The organism is Paenibacillus whitsoniae (assembly GCF_003955665.1).
Lineage (GTDB): Bacteria > Bacillota > Bacilli > Paenibacillales > NBRC-103111 > Paenibacillus_E > Paenibacillus_E whitsoniae.
In genome coordinates this window covers 1-23,017 of sequence record NZ_RXHU01000074.1, presented here as the reverse complement: position 1 = coordinate 23,017, position 23,017 = coordinate 1, and the positions used below count along the sequence as shown (strand labels likewise).

The 23,017-nt window shown below is 55.8% G+C and carries 17 protein-coding genes and 2 riboswitches; of the genes, 11 read left to right on the top strand and 6 right to left on the bottom strand.

Features of this window, described 5'->3' with window-relative positions; genetic code table 11:
• The first annotated feature begins 76 nt into the window (after positions 1–76).
• Both dhbC and EJQ19_RS22850 read left to right on the top strand, forming a co-directional pair.
• Positions 77–1,321: an isochorismate synthase DhbC gene (gene dhbC / locus EJQ19_RS22855; RefSeq protein WP_126143556.1), complete on the top strand. Its 1,245-nt coding sequence runs from the start codon at positions 77–79 to the stop codon at positions 1,319–1,321.
• Complete coding sequence (locus EJQ19_RS22850; protein WP_126143555.1) at positions 1,305–3,158, top strand: (2,3-dihydroxybenzoyl)adenylate synthase; 1,854 nt, start codon at positions 1,305–1,307, stop codon at positions 3,156–3,158. Before dhbC ends, EJQ19_RS22850 begins: the two co-directional genes overlap by 17 nt.
• A gap of 404 nt (positions 3,159–3,562) precedes the next feature.
• Here EJQ19_RS22850 and EJQ19_RS31955 read toward each other — a convergent pair whose 3' ends face one another.
• Entirely contained in the window at positions 3,563–3,739 is a 177-nt protein-coding gene (locus EJQ19_RS31955) for a hypothetical protein (protein ID WP_164716676.1), read from the bottom strand.
• 70 nt (positions 3,740–3,809) lie between these two features.
• Here EJQ19_RS31955 and EJQ19_RS22845 point away from each other — a divergent pair, with 70 nt between their 5' ends.
• The 3 genes from EJQ19_RS22845 (at position 3,810) to EJQ19_RS22835 (ending at position 12,558) form a co-directional block, all read left to right on the top strand.
• On the top strand, positions 3,810–4,775 hold the full coding sequence (locus EJQ19_RS22845) for an isochorismatase family protein (RefSeq protein ID WP_126143554.1): 966 nt from the start codon (positions 3,810–3,812) through the stop codon (positions 4,773–4,775).
• A 21-nt stretch (positions 4,776–4,796) separates the two neighbouring features.
• Positions 4,797–11,978, top strand: a complete 7,182-nt coding sequence (locus EJQ19_RS22840; protein ID WP_126143553.1) for an amino acid adenylation domain-containing protein — start codon at positions 4,797–4,799, stop codon at positions 11,976–11,978.
• Positions 11,979–12,348: 370 nt separating this feature from the next.
• Positions 12,349–12,558 carry an MbtH family protein gene (locus tag EJQ19_RS22835; RefSeq protein WP_126143552.1) on the top strand — a complete coding sequence of 70 codons (210 nt, stop codon included), beginning with the start codon at positions 12,349–12,351 and terminating at the stop codon, positions 12,556–12,558.
• Between the two features lie 244 nt (positions 12,559–12,802).
• On the opposite strand, the gene EJQ19_RS22830 is transcribed toward EJQ19_RS22835, so the two are convergent.
• On the bottom strand, positions 12,803–13,021 hold the full coding sequence (locus EJQ19_RS22830) for a hypothetical protein (protein ID WP_126143551.1): 219 nt from the start codon (positions 13,019–13,021) through the stop codon (positions 12,803–12,805).
• A 244-nt stretch (positions 13,022–13,265) separates the two neighbouring features.
• On the opposite strand from EJQ19_RS22830, the gene pdxR reads away from it, so the two are divergent.
• Entirely contained in the window at positions 13,266–14,705 is a 1,440-nt protein-coding gene (gene pdxR, locus EJQ19_RS22825) for a MocR-like pyridoxine biosynthesis transcription factor PdxR (RefSeq protein WP_126143550.1), read from the top strand.
• Between the two features lie 15 nt (positions 14,706–14,720).
• On the opposite strand, the gene EJQ19_RS22820 is transcribed toward pdxR, so the two are convergent.
• Positions 14,721–15,104, bottom strand: a complete 384-nt coding sequence (locus tag EJQ19_RS22820; RefSeq protein ID WP_126143549.1) for a winged helix-turn-helix transcriptional regulator — start codon at positions 15,102–15,104, stop codon at positions 14,721–14,723.
• A 132-nt stretch (positions 15,105–15,236) separates the two neighbouring features.
• Here EJQ19_RS22820 and EJQ19_RS22815 point away from each other — a divergent pair, with 132 nt between their 5' ends.
• From EJQ19_RS22815 to EJQ19_RS22805, 3 genes are all read left to right on the top strand, one after another.
• A complete protein-coding gene (locus tag EJQ19_RS22815) occupies positions 15,237–15,590 on the top strand; it encodes a DoxX family protein (protein WP_126143548.1) in 354 nt (117 codons plus the stop codon).
• Between the two features lie 83 nt (positions 15,591–15,673).
• Positions 15,674–16,405, top strand: a complete 732-nt coding sequence (locus EJQ19_RS22810) for a DODA-type extradiol aromatic ring-opening family dioxygenase (RefSeq protein WP_420901697.1) — start codon at positions 15,674–15,676, stop codon at positions 16,403–16,405.
• 518 nt (positions 16,406–16,923) lie between these two features.
• The gene (locus EJQ19_RS22805; RefSeq protein WP_126143601.1) at positions 16,924–18,369 is read left to right on the top strand and encodes a DEAD/DEAH box helicase; all 1,446 of its coding nucleotides are present in this window, start codon (positions 16,924–16,926) and stop codon (positions 18,367–18,369) included.
• A gap of 44 nt (positions 18,370–18,413) precedes the next feature.
• Here EJQ19_RS22805 and EJQ19_RS22800 read toward each other — a convergent pair whose 3' ends face one another.
• The 3 genes from EJQ19_RS22800 to EJQ19_RS22790 all read right to left on the bottom strand — a co-directional run bounded on the left by EJQ19_RS22800 (position 18,414) and on the right by EJQ19_RS22790 (position 21,350).
• The gene (locus EJQ19_RS22800; protein ID WP_126143546.1) at positions 18,414–18,866 is read right to left on the bottom strand and encodes a hypothetical protein; all 453 of its coding nucleotides are present in this window, start codon (positions 18,864–18,866) and stop codon (positions 18,414–18,416) included.
• 235 nt (positions 18,867–19,101) lie between these two features.
• On the bottom strand, positions 19,102–19,797 hold the full coding sequence (locus tag EJQ19_RS22795; protein ID WP_126143545.1) for a response regulator: 696 nt from the start codon (positions 19,795–19,797) through the stop codon (positions 19,102–19,104).
• Complete coding sequence (locus EJQ19_RS22790) at positions 19,794–21,350, bottom strand: ATP-binding protein (RefSeq protein ID WP_126143544.1); 1,557 nt, start codon at positions 21,348–21,350, stop codon at positions 19,794–19,796. Before EJQ19_RS22790 ends, EJQ19_RS22795 begins: the two co-directional genes overlap by 4 nt.
• A gap of 278 nt (positions 21,351–21,628) precedes the next feature.
• Positions 21,629–21,812, top strand: a riboswitch (cyclic di-AMP (ydaO/yuaA leader).
• A 121-nt stretch (positions 21,813–21,933) separates the two neighbouring features.
• Positions 21,934–22,106: riboswitch (cyclic di-AMP (ydaO/yuaA leader) on the top strand.
• Between the two features lie 114 nt (positions 22,107–22,220).
• On the opposite strand from EJQ19_RS22790, the gene EJQ19_RS22785 reads away from it, so the two are divergent.
• The gene (locus tag EJQ19_RS22785; protein WP_126143543.1) at positions 22,221–22,616 is read left to right on the top strand and encodes a hypothetical protein; all 396 of its coding nucleotides are present in this window, start codon (positions 22,221–22,223) and stop codon (positions 22,614–22,616) included.
• A gap of 137 nt (positions 22,617–22,753) precedes the next feature.
• Positions 22,754–22,834: a K(+)-transporting ATPase subunit F gene (gene kdpF / locus EJQ19_RS33105; protein ID WP_126143600.1), complete on the top strand. Its 81-nt coding sequence runs from the start codon at positions 22,754–22,756 to the stop codon at positions 22,832–22,834.
• Positions 22,835–23,017 lie beyond the last annotated feature (183 nt).

The following is a 23,017-nucleotide window of genomic DNA, read 5'->3' as shown; positions in this document are numbered from 1 at the left end:
TCATAATACCCGGCAGTCAGACAGCCAGAAGCTTTCATACATCCGCCATTCCGGGACTATAAGGAGGATGAAAACCATGAACGCACAAGATCAAGTGACGGAGGCGACAGCCGCCGAATTATTGAAGGATTATGAGCCGGGCCAATCCTTTTTCTTTGCGACCCCAGAGGCGACTTGGCTAGCGCAAGGGACGCTTGCCGTTCTTCCTAGCGCTGCGGGGCTGGGAGAGCTCCAGACGCTGCCTGATCGTGCTGCAAGGCTGCTGGCACAGCTGAAACAGACCGGTCAGCGACTTCCGATGCTGGTCGGGGCTATTCCTTTTGACCCGAAGCAGCCCGCCCACCTCGTGGTCCCGCTCACGGTCCGAAAGCTGGAAAAGCTGAACCTCGACCCGCATGACCCGCTGCGCAGCCCGATCGGCAGCAGTTATACGATAGAGCCGGTTCCTGCGCCGGAGTCGTATGTGGCAGGGGCCAACAAAGCAATCGCCCGCATGCGCGCCGGAGAGCTCGACAAAATCGTGCTCGCACGCACGCTCAAGCTGACTTCTCCGCAGCCGATCAGGCTGCAGGAGCTGCTGCACAATCTTGCGCAGCACAACACGCTGGGCTACACATTTGCCGTTGATCTGCCGAAGCGGGCGGAACATGTGGGACGCGGTCTGCATGGCGAAAAAACAGTCGACCGCACCCGTACCTTGATCGGCGCGAGTCCGGAGCTGCTCGTGGCCAGAACCGGTACGCAGCTGTATGTGAATCCGCTAGCTGGCTCTACACCGCGCAGCAGCGACCCTGTCGAAGACGAACAGCGCGCGGAGGCACTGATGGTCTCGCCGAAGGATTTGCGCGAGCACGCGCTAGTGATCGAGGCGGTCGCGGAGGCGCTGCGTCCTTTTTGCAAGTCGCTTGACGTACCGGAGAAGCCGTCCCTGGTCAGCACGGCAGCCATGTGGCATTTATCTACGGAAATTAGGGGGGAACTTGCTGATCCGGAAATGACTTCGCTGGCGCTTGCCATGGCCCTGCACCCGACACCTGCGGTGTGCGGATCGCCGACGGAGCTGGCGAGAGAAGCGATTGAGGAGATTGAGCCTTTTGACCGGGGCTTCTATACAGGGCTTGTCGGCTGGTGCGATGCGAACGGAGACGGCGAATGGGTCATTACGATTCGCTGCGCCGTGGCGGAAAGCCATACCTTGCAGCTTTATTCCGGAGCGGGCATCGTAGCCGAATCCAGCGCGGAATCTGAACTGAAAGAAACATCGGCTAAATTCCGCACGATGCTGCGTGCGATGGGGGTACAGGATGACGAGGCATTTTAATGAACAAGCCTATGCCCAATTGAAAAAGGATTGTCCGACCTGGCCTGCCGACAAGGCGGCGGAATACCGCTCGGCCGGCCTTTGGGAAGGCTTGACGCTCGGCGATATGCTGGCGGATCGGGCGGCACGTTTTGGTGAGAAGGTCGCCGTCGTCAGCGGAGAGACGAGACTCAGCTATTCGGCGCTGTATGAACAGGCCGGTAAGCTGACTGCCGGATTGCTGCAGCTCGGCGTACAGCCGACGGACCGCGTCGTGGTGCAGATGACGAATCGTTACGAGTTTTTTACGGTAATTTTTGCGCTGTTCCGTATCGGGGCGCTGCCCGTGTTCGCGCTTCCGCTGCACCGCCTGAGCGAAATTCGCTACCTGTGCGAGTTCAGCGAGGCTAAGGCGTATGTCATCCCGGACACGGATGCCGGGTTTGACTATCGCGGGCTTGCCGCGCAGGTGCAGGAACAGGTGCCGACGCTGAAGCACGTGCTTGTCGCCGGGGAGCCGGGGGCGTTCCTGTCGTTGGAGCAGTTGGCGGAGGCTGGCGCAGGAGTGGGGGCAAGAGAAGGAGCCGGGGCCGAGGCGGGAGCGGAAGCAAGAGAAGGAGCCTGGACGAAAGCAAGTGTCGAAGCAGGAGCGGAAGCAGGAGAGGGAGCCGGGGGCGGGGCAAGAGCAAAAGCAAGATTCGAAGCAGGAGCGGAAGCAAGAGAGGGAGCAGGAACAGGAGTCGAGGTAGGAGATCAGCAGGAGCAACTTAGATGGCCGCTGGTCAACTCCAGCGACGTCGCGTTCCTGCAGCTGTCCGGCGGCAGCACGGGGCTGCCCAAGCTCATCCCGCGCACGCACGATGACTATATGTACAGCTTCCGACGCAGCAATGAAATCTGCGGCATTACCGAGCGAAGCGTCTATATGGCGGCGCTGCCGGTCGCGCATAATTTTCCGCTGAGCTCGCCGGGCGTGCTGGGCACGCTGTACGCCGGCGGCACCATCGTGCTCGCCGCAAGGCCGAGCCCGGACGATGCCTTCCCGCTCATCGCGAAGGAGCGGGTGACGATTACAGCGCTGGTGCCACCGCTGGCGCTGGTATGGATGGAGGCGGCGGCGCAGCGCCGGCCGGATCTGTCGAGCCTGCAGGTGCTGCAGGTCGGCGGGGCCAAATTCAGCGCCGAGGCTGCAGGGCGCGTCCGGCAGGTGCTCGGCTGCCAGCTGCAGCAGGTGTACGGCATGGCGGAAGGGCTCGTGAATTACACGAGGCTGGACGATGCCGAGGAGATCATAGTGAACACCCAGGGCCGACCGATGTCGGACTGGGATGAAGTGCGCGTCGTCGACGAGAACGATGCCGAGGTGGCGCCGGGCGAGGTCGGCGAGCTTTTGACACGGGGACCCTACACGATTCGTGGCTATTATAAGGCGGAGGCGCATAATGCCAAAGCTTTTACGTCAGACGGCTTTTACCGCACGGGCGATCTCGTAAAAGTGGATGAGCAGGGCTATGTCACCGTCGACGGTAGAGCGAAAGATCAAATCAACCGTGGCGGAGACAAAATTGCCGCCGAAGAGGTGGAAAACCACCTGCTCGCACATCCGGCTGTTTTTGATGCGGCGTTGGTGGCGATGCCGGATGCGTTTCTGGGAGAACGCTCCTGCGCGTTCATTATTTTGCGCGAAGGTGCGGCGGCAACCGGCCCTGAGCTGAAAACGTTCCTGCGCGGGCGCGGCCTGTCCGCCTATAAGATCCCGGACCGCATCGAGTTTACGGACGCTTTTCCGCAAACGAATGTCGGCAAAGTCAGCAAAAAAGCGCTGCGCGAGCGCTTGCTGACGCCGACTAATAGCTAAGTCGGCGGTCGTGTCTGGCTGCCAAGTGCGGTGTACCGTGTGCGTACCCATGTGGTTCAGGTGGGGGAATGCCGCTTGACGCAAGCCCCTGCTGCTTCTAACGGTTGTAATGAGACAGTCGATTAATTGTGGACAGTTTTAATCCGTGAACGGACACACGCAGAGAATGTGTATGATTTTTCGAATACATATTCAAAATCAGGCCTCAAATCACGAAATGTGTATGATATTTCGAATAGAATTGATTGATTTTATGTGAATGCAGCACATGATATATGATTTTTCGTATACATTTTGTGTTCTCTCGCAGATTCCCAAAGTATAAACATTTAATCGACAGTCCCATAATAGCGCTTATTTGGCTTAATAAACCGTTATCTCAGCTTTAGCGATTACCACAGCGCTTATTTGCCGAAATGCCGGCGAATCGGGCCGATTTCAAAGGGAATAGCCGCTGTCGCAACCGTTACGTGCCCGGAATATCGGTGATTCGATGAAATAAGCTCGCTGGCAACCGCTATGCGGATTGCCGCTGCACGTGATGCAGCTTGACCGCCAAATGTGGAGTAGCTTCCGTTCAAGCCGAAAGATTAGACCGCAATGCTCGACTGAAGCATCCCAATAGATAAAAGAAAGAAGGGATTTTCATATATGGCACTTCCTACAATTCAATCCTATTCGATGCCGGTGGCGGCCGACCTGCCTGCCAACCGCGCTTCCTGGACACCTGACCCGCAAAGAGCCGTTCTGCTTGTGCACGATATGCAGGCCTATTTCCTAAACGCCTACGATACGCAGCGGGCTCCGATCCCTACGTTAGTGGCGCACATCAAGGCACTGCTGGAGCAATGCCGTAAGCTGGGCGTTCCTGTCGTATACACGGCGCAGCCGGGTGAGCAATCGCGCGACGAACGCGGGCTGCTGTTCGACTTTTGGGGCGAGGGCATCAACAAAGCGCCTCATCTGAAAAATATCTTACCGGAGCTGGCGCCGGCGGAAGGCGACACGGTACTGGACAAATGGCGGTACAGCGCATTCCGCAAATCCAATCTGGCTGACCTGATGAAAGCGCAAGGGCGCGATCAGCTCATCATCACCGGCATCTACGCGCATATCGGCTGCATGATGACGGCGGCCGAGGCGTTTATGCAGGATATTCAGGCGTTTATGGTGGCGGATGCGTTGGCGGACTTCTCGCTGGAGAACCACGCGATGGCGATTGCCTATGCGGCAAACCGCTGTGCGGTCGTGCTGACGACGGCGCAGGTGCAGGGGCATTTGGGAGCCGGAGCTGAATCTGGAGTTGGTGTTGGATTTGAAGCAGGTTCAGGAGCAAAAACTGGAGCTGCAGTGGGTACCGCCGATTGCGCTCACTTCCATGTCGATACCCTGCGCGAACAGGTGGCAAAACTGCTGTACGAAGCACCGGAAAGTCTCGGCGACGATGATCATCTGATCGATGCACACGGGCTGGACTCGATCCGCGTCATGAGCTTGGTTGAAGCTTGGCGCCAGCAAGGGGCCGAAGTGACGTTCGCCCAGCTGGCGGAGCAGCCGACTCTCGCGAGCTGGAGCGAGCTTTTGCAAGCCAAAACCAAAGAGGGCGCCCACGCCTAGAACGGGAAGGAGATGACCGCGATGCTAGTCGCTTCAACGATTCGGCGTGCGTTATCGGGGGCTCAGGCGGGGATTTGGTACGCCCAGCAGCTCGATCCGCACAATCCGATGTATAACACGGGCGAATATGTCGATGTTCACGGCCTCGTGGACCTTACGACCTTTGAGGCCGCGCTTCGTCAGGTGCTGGCGGAGGCGGAGGCGCTCCATGTCCGGTTCGAAGAGGACCACGAAGGGCCATGGCAAGTGTTTACTCCGAATGCCGGATGGACGCTTGCATATGTGGATTTGAGCGGAGATCCGAATTCTTTCGAGCAGGCGAAGGCATGGATGAACGCCGATTTAAGCCGGCCGCGCCAGTTGACGGAAGGGCCTCTTTTTACCGAAGCTTTGTTTAAAATCGGACCGGAACGCTTCCTGTGGTATCAGCGCATTCATCATATCGTCATCGACGGATATGGGTTTTCCTTGCTGACGAAGCGCGTCGCACAGGTGTATACGGCTATGATGCAGCATCAGCCTTACTTGAATGGGGGCTTCGGTTCCTGGCAGCGCGTGCTGGACGAAGATGAGAGCTACCGCAGCTCGGACAAAGCGGAAGCCGACCGCCGGTTCTGGCTGGATCGCTTCGCTGACGAGCCGGACGCCGTCAGTTTGTCCGACCGCACTCCGCGCAGCTCGCACCGAGTGGTGCGGCAGTCGGCGGAGCTTTCCGCCGCTGAGGCGTCGAGCCTGCGCCAATCCGCGCAGCTGCATAAGGCAGCTTGGCCGGAGGTCGTACTGGCGGCAGCGGCCACATACGTGCACCGGCTGACGGGCGCGGAGGACGTCATCCTTGGCTTGCCGATGATGAGCCGACTCGGCTCGGTGTCGCTCAACACACCGGGCATGGTCATGAACATTGTGCCGCTGCGCGTGCACGTCAGGCCTGCGATGGCGCTGTCGGAGCTGGTGCGCCAAATTGCTCTTGAAATCCGTGAGGTGCGCAAGCATCAAGGCTACCGTCACGAGGAGCTGCGCCGCGATTTGAAACGGGTCGGCGACGCCCGCAGATTGTTCGGCCCAATGGTCAATATGATGCCTTTTGACAGCGGATTGCAGTTTAACGGGTCGCCGGGCTATAACCATCATTTATCGGCTGGGCCTGTCGATGATGTGGCAATTAACGTGTATCCCCATGCTGAGGGCACGGGACTGCAAATCGATTTCGACGGGAACCCGGAGCTGTATTCAGAAGAAGAGCTGCGCGCGCATCACCGCCGATTCATTCATTTCCTGGGCAATGTTGCCGCTGCGCAGCCTCATGAATCGGTCGGCGCTATTGAGCTTCTGGAAGAAGGAGAACGTGCAGACGGTTTGACGCGTTGGAACGATACGGCGAGGCTGGTGCCGCAAGCGCGTACGGTCGATCTGTTCGAGGAGCAGGTGCTGCGCACGCCTAGCGGGGTTGCGCTTGTCCATGAGGAAGAGGCGGTCAGCTATGCAGAGCTGAATACTCGTGCGAACCGGCTCGCGCGGTTCCTGATCGCGCGCGGGGCAGGGCCGCAGCGTATCGTTGCGATTGCGGTACCGCGGTCGGTGGACATGATCGTCAGCATGCTCGCTGTGCACAAAACTGGCGCAGGCTACTTGCCGCTGGACATCGATTTCCCGGCTGACCGTATCGCCTATATGGTAGAGGATGCGCAGGCACTGGTGACGCTGACGACGGCAGAGGTGGCCGCCAAGCTGCCGCAGCCTGCCTCTATGACAGCGCGCCATGCGCAGATAGAGCTGGATGCCACGGCTGTTCGGTCTGAGCTGAGCCGCTATGCGGAGTCGAACATGACGGAGCAGGAGCGGCTGGCGGCGCCAAGCCTGAGCGATCCGGCATACATTCTGTATACGTCCGGTTCGACGGGTAAACCGAAAGGCGTTGTCATCCCTTACGGCGCGCTAACGAATTTCCTGCTCTCCATGGGCGAGCAGTTCAAGTTGACGACTCGGGACCGCTTGTTGGCAGTAACGACGATTTCTTTCGATATTTCGATTCTCGAAATTTTTATGCCGCTGCTTAGCGGAGCGCAGCTCATCGTTGCCAACAAACGGACGATTCAGGATGCTGCAGCCCTATCGCAGTTGATTCAGACATCGGGTGCCACGCTCATGCAGGCGACGCCTTCGCTTTGGCATGCTTTGGTGGAGCAGGCGCCGGAAGGCTTGCGCGGTCTCCGCGTATTGGTTGGCGGCGAGGCCTTGTCCGGCGGGCTGCTGCACGATTTGCAGGCGCTCGGCTGCGAAGTGACGAATCTGTACGGCCCGACGGAGACGACGATCTGGTCGACGAGCATCGCGTACGGACCGAGCGTCAACGTCTCGAGGCCGTCCATCGGACGGCCGCTCTGGAACACGCAGCTGTACATTTTGGACAGCGGCTTGCAGCCAGTGCCGCTCGGCGTGACCGGCGACCTGTACATTGCAGGCGACGGTCTGGCGCTCGGCTACTGGCAGCGTCCGGGTCTGACGGCGGAGCGTTTTGTGGCGAATCCGTACGGGCCCCCGGGCTCCCGGATGTATCGCACCGGCGACATGGCCCGTTGGCTGCCGGACGGGACGGTGGACTACTGCGGACGTGCCGATCATCAGATCAAAATCCGCGGTTTCCGCATCGAAATTTCAGAGATTGAAGCGGTGCTGGCGAGCTATCCCTGCCTAGTGCAGGGGGCTGTCGTGGTTCGGGAAGATCACCCGGGGGATAAAAGGCTGGTCGCCTACTTCGTAGCCAGCGACAGCGAAGCGATAGACCTCGCGCTGCTGCGCGACCATATGGCGGCGGCGCTGCCCGACTACATGGTGCCTTCGGCGTTCGTCGCGATGGAGGAGTTCCCGCTGACGCCGAATGGCAAGCTGGATCGCAAGGCGCTGCCGGCGCCGCATTACTTGGCGGGATCAGCGGGCCGCGCTGCCCGCACGCCGCAGGAAGAGATTATCTGCGAACTATTCGCCGAGGTGCTTGGATTGCCGAAAGTCGGCATCGACGACGACTTCTTCGATCTCGGCGGGCACTCCTTGCTCGCCGGACGGTTGGTCAGCCGCATCCGCGAAGGGCTGCAGGTCGAGCTGGGCATCGCCGCACTGTTCGAGGCGCCGACGGTGGCGGGCATCGCGAAGCGCATCGACAACGCTGCTGCGGCGAGACCGGCGATTCGCCCGGATATGCGTCCGGCGGAAGTACCGCTCTCTTTTGCCCAGCGCCGCTTGTGGTTCTTGAACTGCCTCGAGGGGCCGAGCCCGACGTATAATATCCCGCTGGTCGCTCGTCTTAGCGGGCCGCTCAATCCGGCTGCGCTAACGGCGGCTTTGCAGGATGTCGTTCGGCGGCATGAGACGCTGCGGACGATGTTTCCGGAGAAAAATGGCGTTTCTGCGCAGCTCGTGCTGGATGCAGACGCCTGTGAAGTGAAGCTGCTCGTCGCCGAAGTGACGGAGGAAGAGCTGGCTGATGAACTGGCGGTCGCCGTGCGTTACGGCTTCGATCTGGCAAAGGAGCTTTCGTTCCGCGCGCATCTGTATGTGCTTGGACCGGAGGAGCATGTACTGCTCCTGCTGCTGCACCATATCGTCGGCGACGGTTGGTCGCTGGACCCGCTGACCTGCGATTTGACCGCTGCCTACGAGGCCCGCGTAAAAGGGGAGGCGCCGGCTTGGTCGCCGCTGCCTTTGCAGTATGCCGACTACGCGCTGTGGCAGGAGCAGCTGCTTGGCGACGAGAGCGACCCGAACAGCTTGATCGCGCGTCAAGTCGCCTTCTGGAAGGAGACGCTGCGGGCGCTGCCGGATCAGCTGGAGCTGCCGACGGATCATCCGCGTCCTGCGGAATCCACGCATGGCGGGGATACGATTGCCGTGCGGCTGCCGGCCGAGCTGCACACTCGCCTGCTTGCGCTTGCCAGAGAAACGCGCACGAGCCTGTTCATGGTCGTGCAGTCGGGGCTCGCTGCGCTTTTCACCCGTTTGGGCGGAGGGACGGATATTCCGCTCGGAAGCCCGATTGCCGGTCGCAACGATGATGCGCTCAGCGACTTGGTCGGTCTTTTCATCAATACCATTATCTTGCGTACGGATACGTCCGGCGACCCGAGCTTCAGAGAATTGCTGGAGCGGGTGCGGGCGACGAATCTGGCTGCGTACGAGCATCAGGATGTGCCGTTCGAACGATTGGTAGAGATTCTCAATCCGCCGCGTTCCCGGGCGAGACATCCGCTCTTCCAAATTATGCTGGCTTTCCAAAATACACCGGAGCCTCAGCTGCCTTTTAGCGGCGTGACGGCGGACTTAAGGCTGGATACCGTTGGCCGGGCAAAATTCGACCTGACCATCGAATTCAGGGAGAGAAAGCTTGCTGACGGCACGCCAGACGGCATTGACGGCTGGTTCGAATACAGCAGCGATCTGTATGAGCGGGCTACAGTTGAAAAGCTGGCAGCCCGCCTTCAGCTCCTGCTGGAGCAAGCTTGGGCGGCGCCGGATAAGCCGATCGGATTGCTTGATATTTTGACAGCTGAGGAGCTCACCGCTCGTTCGGTTCAGGCTGCGCCTATAGAGGACGCTTGGGCAGGCCGCAACCTCGTAGAGCTGTTCCATGAGCAGGTTGCGAAGCATCCGGATGCACTGGCTGTGACGTATGAGGGCGAGGTGTTGACCTATGCCGAGCTGAATGTGCGGTCGAACCAACTGGCGCACTTCCTGATCTCGCGGGGGGTTGGCCCCGAGCAGATCGTCGCATTGCTGCTCCCACGTTCGACGAACATGATGGTGGGGGTGCTGGCAGTACTCAAAGCAGGCGCAGGGTATTTGCCGCTAGATCCGGATTATCCGATCGATCGGCTCACGTTCATGCTGGAGGATACGCAGCCGGCTTGCATCATTGGCTGCCTCGACACCGCGTCCGTGCTGGCCGGAGAAGAGGTGCTGCTAATTGACGAGCCGCAGACGAGCGAGCTGCTGAGCCGCTATTTGGAGACAGATCCGGCAGACGGCGACCGGGTGATGCCTTTGACGCCGGAGAATGTGGCGTACATCATCTACACCTCGGGCTCGACGGGCAAGCCAAAAGGCGTCGTCATCCCGCACAGCAACGTCGTACGGCTGTTCTCGGCGACCGACCATTGGTATGGGTTTGGCCCGCAGGATGTATGGACGCTGTTCCACTCCTATGCGTTCGACTTCTCGGTTTGGGAAATGTGGGGGGCGCTGCTGTACGGCGGTAAGTTAGTCGTAGTCCCGCACAGGACGTCGCGTTCACCGGAGGCATTCCTGGAGCTTCTCTGCGAGGCGCGCGTGACGGTGCTCAATCAGACGCCTTCCGCTTTTTATCAGCTCATGCAGGCGGACAAAGAAAATGCGGAGCTCGGACAAAAGCTGGCGCTGCGGTACGTGATTTTTGGCGGCGAGGCGCTGGATCTCGGGCATTTGCGCGATTGGTATGATCGGCATGACGAGAAAGCGCCGCTGCTCGTGAACATGTACGGCATCACGGAAACGACGGTGCACGTGAGCTACTACCCGCTGTCGCGGGCGCTGACGGAGAGCAAGGCGAGCAGCCTGATTGGCGGGGCGATCCCGGACCTTCAGGTGTATGTGCTCGACAGCTGCATGCAGCATGTGCCAACGGGCGTCACGGGTGAGATGTACGTTGCCGGCGCAGGGCTGGCGCGCGGTTATTGGAAGCGTCCCGGCCTGACCGCGGACCGGTTCCTTGCCGATCCGTACGGCCCGCCGGGGTCGCGGATGTATCGGACGGGCGACTTGGCCCGTTGGCTCGAAGACGGCACGCTGGATTATCTCGGACGGATCGACCACCAGGTTAAAATCCGCGGCTTCCGCATCGAGCTCGGTGAAATCGAAGCGGTTACGGCTCAGGTAGACGGCGTGTCCAAAGCCGTCGTCATCGCCCGGGAAGACATTCCCGGCGATAAAAGGCTCGTCGCCTACGTTGTTCCCGAAGCCGGAGCCGAGCTGGATACGAACGCGCTTCGCCAGCATGCGTCGGAGGCGCTGCCGAACTACATGGTGCCTTCCGCGTTCGTCGTCATGCCGGAGCTGCCGCTCACGGTCAATGGCAAGCTGGACCGCAAGGCGCTCCTGGTGCCGGACTTCTCGTCGGCGGCAGGGGGCCGAGGCCCGCGGACGCCGCAGGAGGAAATCCTGTGCGACTTGTACGCCGAGACGCTCGGTTTGGCGAAAGTCGGCATCGACGACGGTTTCTTCGATCTCGGCGGCCACTCGCTGCTGGCGGTGAAGCTCATGAGCGGCATTCGCGAAGCGCTGGGCGTGTCGCTTAGCATCGGCACGCTGTTTGAGGCGCCGACGGTGGCTGGGTTGGCCGCTCGTCTCGAAGGCGGCGACAGCGAGGGTGCACTGGAAGTGCTGCTGCCGCTGCGTCGCAGCGGGAAGCACGCGCCGTTCTTCTGCATCCACCCAGCGGGCGGTCTGAGCTGGTGCTACGCGGGGCTGATGAAATCGCTCGGACCGGACTATCCGATCTACGGCTTGCAGGCGCGAGGCATTGCGCGACCGGAGCCGCTGCCGGGCGATTTGATGGAGATGGCGGCGGACTACATCGCGCACATCCGCTCGGTACAACCGCACGGCCCGTATTACTTGCTCGGCTGGTCGCTCGGCGGCAACGTGGCGCAGGCGATTGCGTCCCTGCTGCAAGCGGACGGCGAGGAAATCGCATTGCTCGTGATGCTGGATGCTTTCCCGAGCCACTTCTTGCCGATCAGCGAAGGGCCGAACGAGGAAGAGGCGCTAATCGCATTGCTCGCGCTGGGAGGCTATGACCCGGACAGCTTAGGTGGCGACCGGAAGCTGGATATGGACGCTGCAGTGGACATTTTGCGCAGCGACGGCAGTGCGCTGGCGAGTCTGGCGCCTGAGGTCATCATGAGCCTTAAGGACACGTATGTGAACTCCGTAAGAATTCTTGGCGCTTATCGTCCGGGGAAGTACAAGGGTGATTTGCTTTTTGTCCATTCAACGGTTATTCCGGACTGGTTCACGCCGATTTCCCCCGGTACGTGGCAGCCTTACATCACCGGCTCCATCGAGCAGCATGACCTGGCCTGCCGGCATAAAGATTTGTGCCAGCCAGGACCGCTGACCGAAATAGGTCGGATTATTTCCCGGAAATTGGCGGAGATGCACGGTGGGGAAAGGTGACAAGGTGCGGGACGGTCAAATGGCCCAGGAATTGGGAAGGGGGCATCCTCGGGGCATTCTCCCCACCGCTTCCTTTCTGAAGCCTGCGAAAAAGCAGGAATTCACTCACGGACCTTCTTAATTTGAGGTAAAAGCTGCGATTAAGCAGGCATTTTTGAAAAAGCTGCCGGATTTCAAAGAAATAAAGTGGAGAACCTGCTTAATTGCAGGCATTTCTTCTGAATCACGGCTGAACTTCCCAAAAACCTGCTGAATTGCAGGCTTTGCGATCTCAGGCGGAGTGGACTCCCTAAGTCCGCCGAAACCGAAACGATGCAGAACGAACGACACCCTAACGTTCGCACTACTAACAGGAAGAGGAGGGTTTCCCATGAGCAATCCTTTTGAAGCTGCGAAAGATAAATTTTATGTACTTGTAAATGAATTGGGGCAGTATTCGCTTTGGCCGGCATTTGCCCACGTGCCGGCAGGTTGGACGAAGCAGTATGAAGCGGGACGTGATGCGTGCCTTGCTTATATTGAAGAGAACTGGACGGATATGCGTCCGCAGGTGGCATCCCCGCAAGCGGCAAGTGTATGACGGGTACTGGGCAGCCGGCTTCCGGGGCCTGAATCCGATGCGCGCGATGCGTCTCATCTAGGTGATCGCTATACTCCTGGTTGCGATGGTTGTGCTGGTAGCGTTGTGTCTGGCGCAAGTCCAGCCGCCGCCGCTGCAGCCCTCACGGCCTTCACGGCCTTCACGGCCGTCGTGGTATCCACCTAGGCGGCAACACCAAACACCCTCAGCTCCGAAAAGGTGCTGAGGGTGTGTTTGTTTAACTTTATTTCACCGCATAATACATAAAAGCCCCTAAAGCGAGCAAACCAGCCGCAATCGACACCACGTACAGGGCGGTTAGCCGAGCCCATTTGGTTCCCGTTTTTTGAAAGTAAGTCTGGTCGCCTTCGGCGTTCTTGCGGGAAAAACCGATCATCACGGTGCTGACGAGCCCGAACAATATAAGAATGAAGAAAATCGCATAATACGTATACAAGTTCATAGAAGAATCACCATCCTGCCAAAGGGTTTGAAAACGATGACTACGAGATTCATTATAGCGAACGGTCATTGAAAACACATCATCCACTTTTTCGTTGCAGCACCCATCCAATTCGCTTAGAATACAGGGAAAATGCATGTTTTTCAGCCAACTGACCCAACCACTTGGCGGAAAATGTGTCGATTCTGCTACAAATGGACAAGCACGGCGGCGCGGCAGGCCAGAAAAGAGAGGTTGTCATCCGATGTGGAAACCCGACCGGGACAGTAAAAAACCGATATATGAACAAATTGCCGCTCATCTTGAGCAGCGTATCGCGTGCAGTGAATTTCCGCCTGGCAGTCTGCTGCCGTCGGAACGTAAACTGGCGGAGCAGCTTGGCGTGAATCGGAGCACCATTATTCAGGCTTTCGCTGAGCTGCGGTCAATCGGCTTGATTGAGAGCCAGCTCGGCAGCGGAACGCGTGTAAGTCAGACCAAATGGGGCGTTACGCCTCAGTATGCGCTGAATTGGCGGAAGTATGCCGAGGGCGGCAATTTCCTACCGAATGTGCCGTTCCTGCGCCGCATCCGGGAAGCACTGCATCAGCAGCCTGCATTGATTGATTTTGCCAGCGGGGAATTGGCGGGATCGTTGGCTCCGACCGAGGAGATCCAGCAACTTATGCGCGAACATACGTACACGTCGTACTTGGGCTACGATAATCCGCAAGGTTACGTGCCGCTTCGAGAAGCGTTGGTGACGTATCTGGCGCGTTATCGGGACATTCAGACGACGGAGTCATCGATTTTGATTACTTCGGGGTCGCAGCAGTCGTTGTTCTTGATCGCCCAGTGTCTGCTATCGCCGGGGGATGCGGTTGCGATTGAGGATCCATCGTACTGCTATTCGCTGCCAATGTTCCAATCTGCGGGCCTGCGGCTCTTTCGCCTGCCAGTGGGCAGTTCCGAGGGCTATGTGGACGAGATCCGAAAATTGGTGAAAAAGCATGGCATTAAAATGATATTCATGAACCCGAATTTTCAAAATCCGACGGGCACGCTGTATGATATGGCACGGCGCAGCCAGCTACTGGATGTTGCCAGCGAGCTGGGGATTCCGATCGTGGAGGACGATCCGTTCAGCTTGACTGCCTACGACAGTCCGGTTCCGCCCCCGCTCAAAGCGATGGATACGGGCGGCTCGGTGATATATATCGGCTCTTTTTCCAAAATTGCCGCCTCCGGCATGCGGATCGGCTGGATGGTCGCGCCGAATGCCATCGTGGAGCGGTTGGCCGACGCCAGGCAGCAGATGGACTTCGGGCTGAGCGTGATTCCGCAGCAGATTGTGGCACAGTTTCTGACGTCGGCTTATTTTGAGCCGCATCTGGAACGGCTGCGCCTGCAGCTGCAATTTCGACGGGACAGCCTGCTCGAGGCAGTAAGGCAAGAACTGCCGGGCTTGCTGACGTATGTAGCGCCGCAGGGTGGGCTGCATCTCTGGTGCAAGCTTGTTCCCAAGGTGCATGACGGCAAGCTGCTGGAGGAGGCGATCCGGCGGGGGGTTGTTTTTGTGCCGGGCAGTGTCTATGGTTCGAGCGACGGTTATGTGCGGTTTACGTACGCAAGACCACGGGATCCGAGGGAGATTGGCCCCGGCATCGCGAAGTTCGCTGAGGCACTGCGCGAAGCGGCGGATTAAGGCGGGGATAGGCGGTTATTCCGCCGCGTTATCGATCGCATCGACAAAAGTCTCGCTCTGACGCCCCTCGTCCTCACCGTAAAGTTGATTCAAATGGGCGGTGTGAAATCTTCCCCAGTCGTTCAAGGCTTCCATGATCGTTCCCATGCTCCTTCCGTGCTCCGTAATGGAGTATTCGACCTTCGGCGGAATCTGATGGTACACCTTGCGGTGGACAATATCGTGGTACTCCAGTTCACGGAGCTGCTGGGTCAGCATTTTTTTGGTAATGGCCGGAATCGCTCTCTGCAATTCGCTGAATCTCATCGTACCATTGGTAAATAATTGGAACATAATGACGGGCTTCCATTTTCCGACGAGAATTTCCAGAACGGTTTCAAATTTGCAATCCGTGTGCATCGCTTTATTTCTCCTTCGGTATCTTTTTGTATACTAGGTTTATTTCAGGTGCCTACTTCTTATTTGTGTGACTAGGGATTATTATACGTCCATACAGGCATGTTGAAAATAACGAAAAGGGGAATGCCGCTAATGAATATTGCCTTATGGATTGCACAAATTTTGCTCGCCGCTATGTTTCTGATGGGCGGTCTTATGAAAACGACGCAAGTCGCGAAAGTCAAATCCACGATGCCGTGGGCGAAAAACGCTTCAAATGGCTATGTTCGCTTTATCGGGCTTTCCGAGCTGCTTGGAGCGATCGGTCTGATCGTGCCTTATGCGACAGGCATTGCGCTTGTGTTGACGCCGATTGCGGCGATCGGGCTGGGAATTATCATGGTACTTGCGATCAGCGTGCATGCAAGGCAGAAAGAAAACCAGGCGGTTGCAATGAATATCGTGCTGCTGGCACTTGCGATTTTTGTGGCGATTGGGCGGATGTAAACGCGAGGTTGCGTTTGGCTGTACAGGCAAGTTAGGAGGGATGGACGGTGATTTCACCGGTCTTTTTGGCGCACGGCTCGCCGATGACGATATTCGAGGATTCGGACTTTACGCGATTCTTGAATCGCTTTGGTCAGGAGAATAAGCCTAAGGCGATTGTGATTTTTTCGGCGCATTTTGAAAATCATGTAACAACGATCGCCGCGACGGACGAAGTCCATGAAATGGTTTACGACTACTATGGCTTCCCGCCGGCGTATTATCAAGTACAGTACCCGGCTCGCGGCTCCACGATTGTGGCGTCTATCGTGGCGGAGCGCTTGCGTTCGCGGAACATCCCGGTTGAGCTGAAATACCGAGGAATCGATCACGGCGTGTTTCCGATTATGCTGCACGCTTATCCGGAAGCGAATATTCCGATCGTGCCGGTTTCGGTGAATCCGTTCCTGCCTGCACGGCAGCAAATCGCTATTGGCGAAGCGCTGCAAGGGCTGGAGCAGGATGGGATCATGGTCGTTGGCAGCGGGTTTTTGACGCACAACTTCAATGAAATCGATATGTCGGATGCGGCGCCGCCCCGCCAATGGGCGATAGAGTTTCGCGACTGGATTCGCGAAAAGGCGCTGGCGCGCGACGTAGAAGCGCTCGGCGAGTACGTGGCGCTGGCGCCCCATGCGCGGCGCGGCGTTCCCCGAGCGGAGCACTTCGTGCCGCTCTTGATTGCACTCGGTGCCGGATCGCCGGCGCGGGAGGTTCAAGTGCTCCACGACACGATTGAGCATGGGTCGTTAAGCACGTTAAGTTTGAAGTTTTAACGAGATTAAGGTGCGTGGAGCGAGCCTGGCCAGCGAATGCTGGCTGGGCTTTTTATATAGAGATGGCTGTACGGTAACTTTCTGTAATTTGTACAATAAAATCAGCGGCGGAGGGGCAATTTGAGGGAAGAACCTGTATTTTGTGCAGTCAAATTTGCGCAGATGCCGAAATCGGGGAGTTTGGAAAGATTGGCGGCAGATTTGCTGTAGTTTTTGCAGGTGCTTCCTCCATTTCGGTTATTTGAGGCAAATTAGATGTAGGATTTGCAGGTTATGGTCGCTGGCGCGTTCAGGTTGCTCCCTTAATAGCTCGGTAACGAATGCCAGTGTTGAGCGTCGTAGATCGCAGCATCAGCTCGGCGCCATATGTGCGGCGTGCTCGCCATCGTCCGATCCCTCGCCCTCCACTCACCCTCCGCTCACTGTACATCCTGCCCGCGATCACGCTGCGTGAATCCCCATGCCGAATTGTAGTACAATGGAACCACGATTACCCAAAAGGAGCACGGCACGTGACAATACCTATAACAAGTTTCACTCAATTTGACCTGAGCACCGACATTTTGCGCGCTTTGCAGAGCCTGGGCTACACGCAGCCGACGGATGTGCAGCAGGCCGTCATTCCGATCGCCTTGCAGGAGCGGGATGTCACCGTGCGAGCGCGCACCGGCAGCGGCAAAACGGCGGCGTTCGCCATCCCGATCTGCGAGCGCGTCCAGTGGGAGGAGAATCGCCCGCAGGCGCTGATTCTGACGCCGACGCGCGAACTGGCGGATCAGATTCGCAGCGACGTCACCGACATCGGCCGCCTGAAGCGGATCAAGTCGGTGGCGCTATACGGCAAGCAGCCGTTTGCCCGCCAGAAGCTCGAGCTGCGGCAAAAATGCCACGTCGTCGTCGGCACCCCCGGCCGCGTGCTCGACCACATCCAGAAAGGAACGCTGGATGTATCGAAGCTGCGCTTCCTCGTCATCGACGAGGCGGACGAGCTGCTGCGCATGGGCTTCATCGAGCAGGTCAGCGCGATCATTGATGAGCTGCCGACCGCGCGCAGAACGATGCTGTTCTCGGCGACGCTGCCCGAGGATGTGGAGCGGCTCTGCCACCGGTACCAACAGAACCCCGTCGACATCGCGATTCAGGCGCCGGAGGAGGCCATGGCGCAGATTGAACATCGGCTTCTCGCCGTCCTCCCGGCGGAGAAGCTGCAAGCACTTCACGATGTGCTCGTCATGGAGAATCCGGAGAGCTGCATCCTGTTTTGCCGCACGCAGGAAGGCGTGGACGAGCTGTTCCGGCGGCTGGACGAGCTCGGGCTGCCGTGCGACGAGATTCACGGCGGCATGCTGCAGGACGACCGCTTCCTCGTGATGAACGCGTTCAAACGCGGCGAGTTCCGCTTCCTCGTCGCCACGAACGTCGCGGCGCGCGGCATTGACGTGGAGGCGATCACCCACGTGATCAACTACGATTTTCCGCTGGAGAAGGAAAGCTATGTGCATCGGATCGGCCGGACGGGCCGCGCCGGCAAAGCGGGCAAGGCGATCACGTTCATGACGCCGAACGAGGAAAAATTTGTGCCTGAGATCGAGGCGTATCTCGGTTTCGATATTCCGCGGCAGGCGCTGCCGACCGCAGCGGAAGTTGCGGCAGCGTTGCCTGCCTGGGAGCGCAAACTGCAGGAAGCGCTGGCCCTGAAGCCGGCGCGTAACGAGCAGCTGAATGAGGGCATCATGAAGCTGTATTTTAATGGCGGTAAAAAGAAGAAGCTCCGCGCCGTCGACTTTGTCGGCACGCTGACCAAGCTCGAAGGGGTGACTGCCGAGGATATCGGCATTATTACGATCGGCGACACGGCATCGTACGTAGACATCCTGAACGGCAAAGGGCCGATGGTGCTGGCGAGGATGAAGCACACGACGATTAAAGGCAAACAGCTGAAGGTGCACGAAGCGAGGAAATAAGTTTGGTGCTGAGAAGCCATGTCGGAGGGCTTCTTGGTGCCATTTTAAAACGAGAAATACGATTCTGAATAATCGAACAAAATAAAGGACTCCCACTTTGATTCAATCTTAGCCTTTACTAGCCCAGATTGCTTTATTTTATTGATTAAATTGCTTAATGCAGTTTCAACCAGTTCTTTTCTAGCTGGCCCCCACAAGCCCTCATAGACTTGAATAAGGCGAATGCATTCATCAATTGTGCGGCCTTTTAATGATCCGAAAACGGAAGCGAATCGTATTAGATCACCGGTTTGCTGCTTGCTGGGTAAACGAAACTCTGCATAGCCATGCAAAGGACCGCACGAAATTTTAAATAAACCGCATTCACAATTGTTAACATTTTCTTCAACGCATGTCTTTAACCAATTACAGTCGTACCGGAATATTTCCATCGATCTGATCCGATGTTCCTTCAAAATGCTTTGATCAATTAGTTCCCCAGCTTCTGGCAGCTCCATGCTTCTCAAACTCCTTATGCGTATGTTGATGGAAATATTACGCCTGTTCCTACGGGAAGTAAACATCGAAGCGGAACAATGGTATTCCTTTTTTAACGGTAAATCTGAATTGGAAACGAATTCATACGATCAAATCGCATTGGAACTACCTATTTGCTTCAGTTTACTGCTGTTTGCATGTATTCGTCACTTACAGCAAATGACTTGCTAGATTTAAGCAAGTCTGATTATTGCATTAATCTTGAGGTAGAAATCGATACCCAATCCCTGGTTCCGTTACGATAAATTTGGGCTGCATCGCGTCTTCCTCCAGCTTTTTACGCAAATGGCCAATATAGATTCGTAAGTAATGGCTATTGCTTTCGTCAAGTTGATTACCCCATACTTGTTGGAGCAGTTGGCGCTGTGTAACTACTTTACCGGCGTTGGAAGCAAGGACTTTCAGGAGATCGTATTCGGTAGGTGTCAGTTTAATTCGTTCACCTTTTAGTTCTACAATGCGCTGCGCCAAATCAATGATCATTTCACCGATTCGCAGGATCGGCTCGTTCGTTGTCTTCGCTGCATGCCTCAGCGCCACGCGTATTCTTGCGACCAACTCCCCCATGCTGAATGGTTTTGTCACGTAATCGTCCGCACCACTGTCCAGTGCTGCAATTTTATCTTCATCACGATCCTTTGCGGTCAGCACGATGATGGGCACATTCGACCATTCCCGTATGCGGGATAGAACCTCCATGCCAGGGATATCTGGAAGTCCCAAATCGAGCACAATTAAGTCGGGAACAGTCAAGGACGCATTTCGTACACCTTCCTCGCCCGTTGAGGCCTCATGAATCACATAACGGTGGGCTCCAAGGTTCACTTTCAACAGCTTGCGTATTTGTGGCTCGTCATCGACAACCAATATATGTGTTCCCAGCTCAGTCATTGTATGGCGTTCTCCCTTCCTTCTATCTGTATGAATGGCTGATTCTCTTGTACAACCGGCAGCTTAATCGTGACGACAGTCCCTCGCGGTTCGTTGCGCTCTGCCGATATGACTCCACCGTGAAGCTCCACGATCCCTTTACAAATGGCGAGTCCCAGGCCGGTGCCCGTTACTTGCTTCGTTGCCTCCGCGCGATAAAACTTTTCAAAAATGCGAGCATATTCTTCCTTGCTTAAATCGACTCCCTCGTCTGACACGGAGATGACAAGGGAGTTTTTTTCGGATGAGACTGCCAAAATGATTTTGCTGTCGTTTGGACTGTACTTGATTGCATTACTGAGTACGTTGACCAGTACTTGCTCCAGAAGCACCTCATCCCCCAGAACCATGGGAAGAGTCTCTGGTAGCTTTACAAGCAGTTCACGATGCTGTTGGAAGTCCTTGACCTGAGACAGCGCAACGCCTATCAAATCTGCCGCGTCACACCAGTGTTTCTTGAGCTGAAGCATACCGCTCTCCAGTTGGGCCATACTGAGCAGGTTTTTGACAAGGCGATTCATTCGAAGGGCGCCGTCTCGAATCGTAGTCAGAAGCTCCAGACGATCTTCGGAGGAAAAAAGGTGTTCATTTTCGATAAGACCTGTTGCGGATCCGATAATGGCTGCGAGCGGCGTGCGCATCTCGTGCGAGACGGAATCTAGAATTGCGGTGCGAAGACGCTCCGATTCCGCAGTTAAATGAGCGATCTTTGCTTCTTCCGCTAGCCTTATTCGAGAAATGGCGGTAGCGGCCAAGCCGCCCAGCGCCTCGAATAATTGCTTTTGCTCGGAGGAAATTTCATGACTTCCTTCTTTTAAGTTCAGTGCCAGTACACCATCAATTTGCTTCTCGGTGCGAAGCGGTACGTAATAGCCGGAGGATTTGCTCAAGGTTGACGTTCCTAATCCGGCCGTTTCCCCGTGCTCAAATACCCACTTGGCGATGACAAGTTCAGCATCCCCCTGACCCCAGTCTGTAGCTGCAGCTGATTTGTAGGATAAAGCTAGCTTGTTTTGTCCATCTGGCAAATAAATGGCAATTTCAGTTCCGATTGTATGCGTGATGTGCAAGGAGATATTATGCAGCAAAGTCGGGATATCTGAAATCGCCCCTATTTGATTGCTTAGTCCATACAGCAAGGCTGTGTGCGACTCTTTCTGTTGAGAGTAGTGCAATTGCTGTTTGAGTCTTGCCGCCAGGCTAGCTGTTAGTGCGGCAACCGACAAAAAAACACCGAATGAAATTAAATAACGCAAGTCTGCGACTGTGAAGCTTAAAAACGGAGGGACAAAGAAAAAATCAAATGACATGACGCCTAATACAGCAGCAAAAAATGCGGGACGGAGTCCCCAATAGACGGCATTTAACAGCACAGGAAACAAGTAAACCAAAGCAATATTCACCAAATCAAAGGAGAGCCCGACATGCTTTAATACGAGAGTCATTAGAGTCACGATGGATGTTGTAACCAGATAAGGTTTCCAAATATCCCACAGTTGCTTCATTTTTTTCATTGTCTCTTCACTTCCTAGCCATATACCAACTGTATTTCTTTACTCCTATAGCGTACTGTAAAAAACGAGTAAAATAAATGAGACTGGCCGTAAAAAATACGTAAAAATGGAGTAATACATAAAAAACGTGAGATATATCGAGAAAACGAAAGATTTCATATGAAAGTTAACTGGCAATAATCGTAGGGTTACGAATATCCTCGGTTTTACATCCTGACTTGCTTTACAGTATTTTGAGCAAAGCGTAAGATTCAATCCATGAAACAAATTGATATTGAAATCCTTATTCGCTTAATTGCTTAACAGCAAACGGGGGAACCAACAGCGAAGCGGATGTTTGTGTGAGAGCAGACCGTCCGTTTTAGCTAGGGGTGAATCCTTTCGCTCTCATCAGCGAAGGGTAGGGCGACTCTCACCGTCCGAATCCGTCAGCTAACCCCGTAAGCGTAATTGCAGCTGTGTTTGCCTAGCTGCTTGGGTTGAGAGGGATGATGAAGCGGAATGTATATGTATGACCACAGGGCGAAACGCTTCTGAGGCGCATTCGTTTGTTCCTTTTTGAAAAAACATGAAATTTTTGCAAGATCAAGATACGCTGAATCCTTCACCTTATATGAAGGAGCGGGGGAACCAAAGCAGCCAACCAGGCTGCGTGGGGTGAATCGCCGGAACTCCGGCGTAGGGCGACTCTTCTGTCCGAATCCGTCAGCTAANNAATCCGTCAGCTAACCTCGCAAGCGTCGCAAGAGAGGCAACCATGTCATCCATAGACACAAGGTATTCGTGTGCCTAAGGAAGCTGACGAAGAGCTCCTCTATCGGCAGCTTTTTTTTGTTTGCTTCTCGTCCTTGTACAGGAGGGAGATCAGCCATGAAAACGCAAGAAGAATTTATTTTGGTTTCTGCTCCAACGCTAGCCGGGAAATCGTTTATCCGAATGCTTCAAATGAAGCGAATTCCCTTCGCGGCGATAACGAACAACGAGTCGGAAAAAAAGCAGCTGGAGAAATTGGGAGTAAATCATATTCTTATGGTTGATACTACAGTTAAAACATGGGAGATTCCAGATTTGGAGATCGGCAAGGTCTTTATGTTTGAACATAGCCTGACATTATGCTGCCGCTACATCCAGATTTGTCGGGCATGGACCAGCAAGCCGATTTACGTCATTACGCAAAGCGGCAATGCCAGAATGATCTACAAAGGAATTGGAGCGAATTATGTTATCCATTCCCGTAGCGAGTATTTGTCGTTTCTGCTGGAATAAATTCAATTTCGATAAACGGGAGGTTGATCTGAAGTGTTGGATGTTGGCATGATTGGATTATTTCTTGTTTTGATTGCCGCTATGATTGGTTTGGTTACCTGGGCGGGAAAGACCGTCGAGGAAGGGAGTGAACACTCATGATGTGGGCGCTGGGTGTTGTTATTATGCTTACGTTTATTTACTTGGTCTTTGCATTGGTAAATCCGGAAAAGTTCTAAATCAGCCGTTTCAGGAGGGATTAACAATTTATGGCCGCTATTATCGCGATTGTCGTTACGCTGTTGCTGGTCCTTTTGCTGGCACGTCCGACAGGTCTTTATATTGCTAAAGCATTCGATTACGACAGAACCGGACTGGATCGGTTTTTCAGTCCATTTGAAAAAATGATTTATGCTGTGGGC

What these genes read in the sequence shown, in the direction of transcription:
- EJQ19_RS22830 (WP_126143551.1), bottom strand. Translation starts at nt 13,021, where the DNA reads ATGAACTTGTATACGTATTATGCGATTTTCTTCATTCTTATATTGTTC.
- EJQ19_RS22800 (WP_126143546.1), bottom strand. Translation starts at nt 18,866, where the DNA reads ATGGAGCTGCCAGAAGCTGGGGAACTAATTGATCAAAGCATTTTGAAG.
- EJQ19_RS22795 (WP_126143545.1), bottom strand. Translation starts at nt 19,797, where the DNA reads ATGACTGAGCTGGGAACACATATATTGGTTGTCGATGACGAGCCACAA.
- EJQ19_RS22850 (WP_126143555.1), top strand. Translation starts at nt 1,305, where the DNA reads ATGACGAGGCATTTTAATGAACAAGCCTATGCCCAATTGAAAAAGGAT.
- EJQ19_RS22815 (WP_126143548.1), top strand. Translation starts at nt 15,237, where the DNA reads ATGAATATTGCCTTATGGATTGCACAAATTTTGCTCGCCGCTATGTTT.
- EJQ19_RS22845 (WP_126143554.1), top strand. Translation starts at nt 3,810, where the DNA reads ATGGCACTTCCTACAATTCAATCCTATTCGATGCCGGTGGCGGCCGAC.
- EJQ19_RS22785 (WP_126143543.1), top strand. Translation starts at nt 22,221, where the DNA reads ATGAAAACGCAAGAAGAATTTATTTTGGTTTCTGCTCCAACGCTAGCC.
- pdxR (WP_126143550.1), top strand. Translation starts at nt 13,266, where the DNA reads ATGTGGAAACCCGACCGGGACAGTAAAAAACCGATATATGAACAAATT.
- EJQ19_RS22820 (WP_126143549.1), bottom strand. Translation starts at nt 15,104, where the DNA reads ATGCACACGGATTGCAAATTTGAAACCGTTCTGGAAATTCTCGTCGGA.
- dhbC (WP_126143556.1), top strand. Translation starts at nt 77, where the DNA reads ATGAACGCACAAGATCAAGTGACGGAGGCGACAGCCGCCGAATTATTG.
- EJQ19_RS22840 (WP_126143553.1), top strand. Translation starts at nt 4,797, where the DNA reads ATGCTAGTCGCTTCAACGATTCGGCGTGCGTTATCGGGGGCTCAGGCG.
- kdpF (WP_126143600.1), top strand. Translation starts at nt 22,754, where the DNA reads ATGATGTGGGCGCTGGGTGTTGTTATTATGCTTACGTTTATTTACTTG.
- EJQ19_RS22810 (WP_420901697.1), top strand. Translation starts at nt 15,674, where the DNA reads ATGACGATATTCGAGGATTCGGACTTTACGCGATTCTTGAATCGCTTT.
- EJQ19_RS22790 (WP_126143544.1), bottom strand. Translation starts at nt 21,350, where the DNA reads ATGAAAAAAATGAAGCAACTGTGGGATATTTGGAAACCTTATCTGGTT.
- EJQ19_RS22835 (WP_126143552.1), top strand. Translation starts at nt 12,349, where the DNA reads ATGAGCAATCCTTTTGAAGCTGCGAAAGATAAATTTTATGTACTTGTA.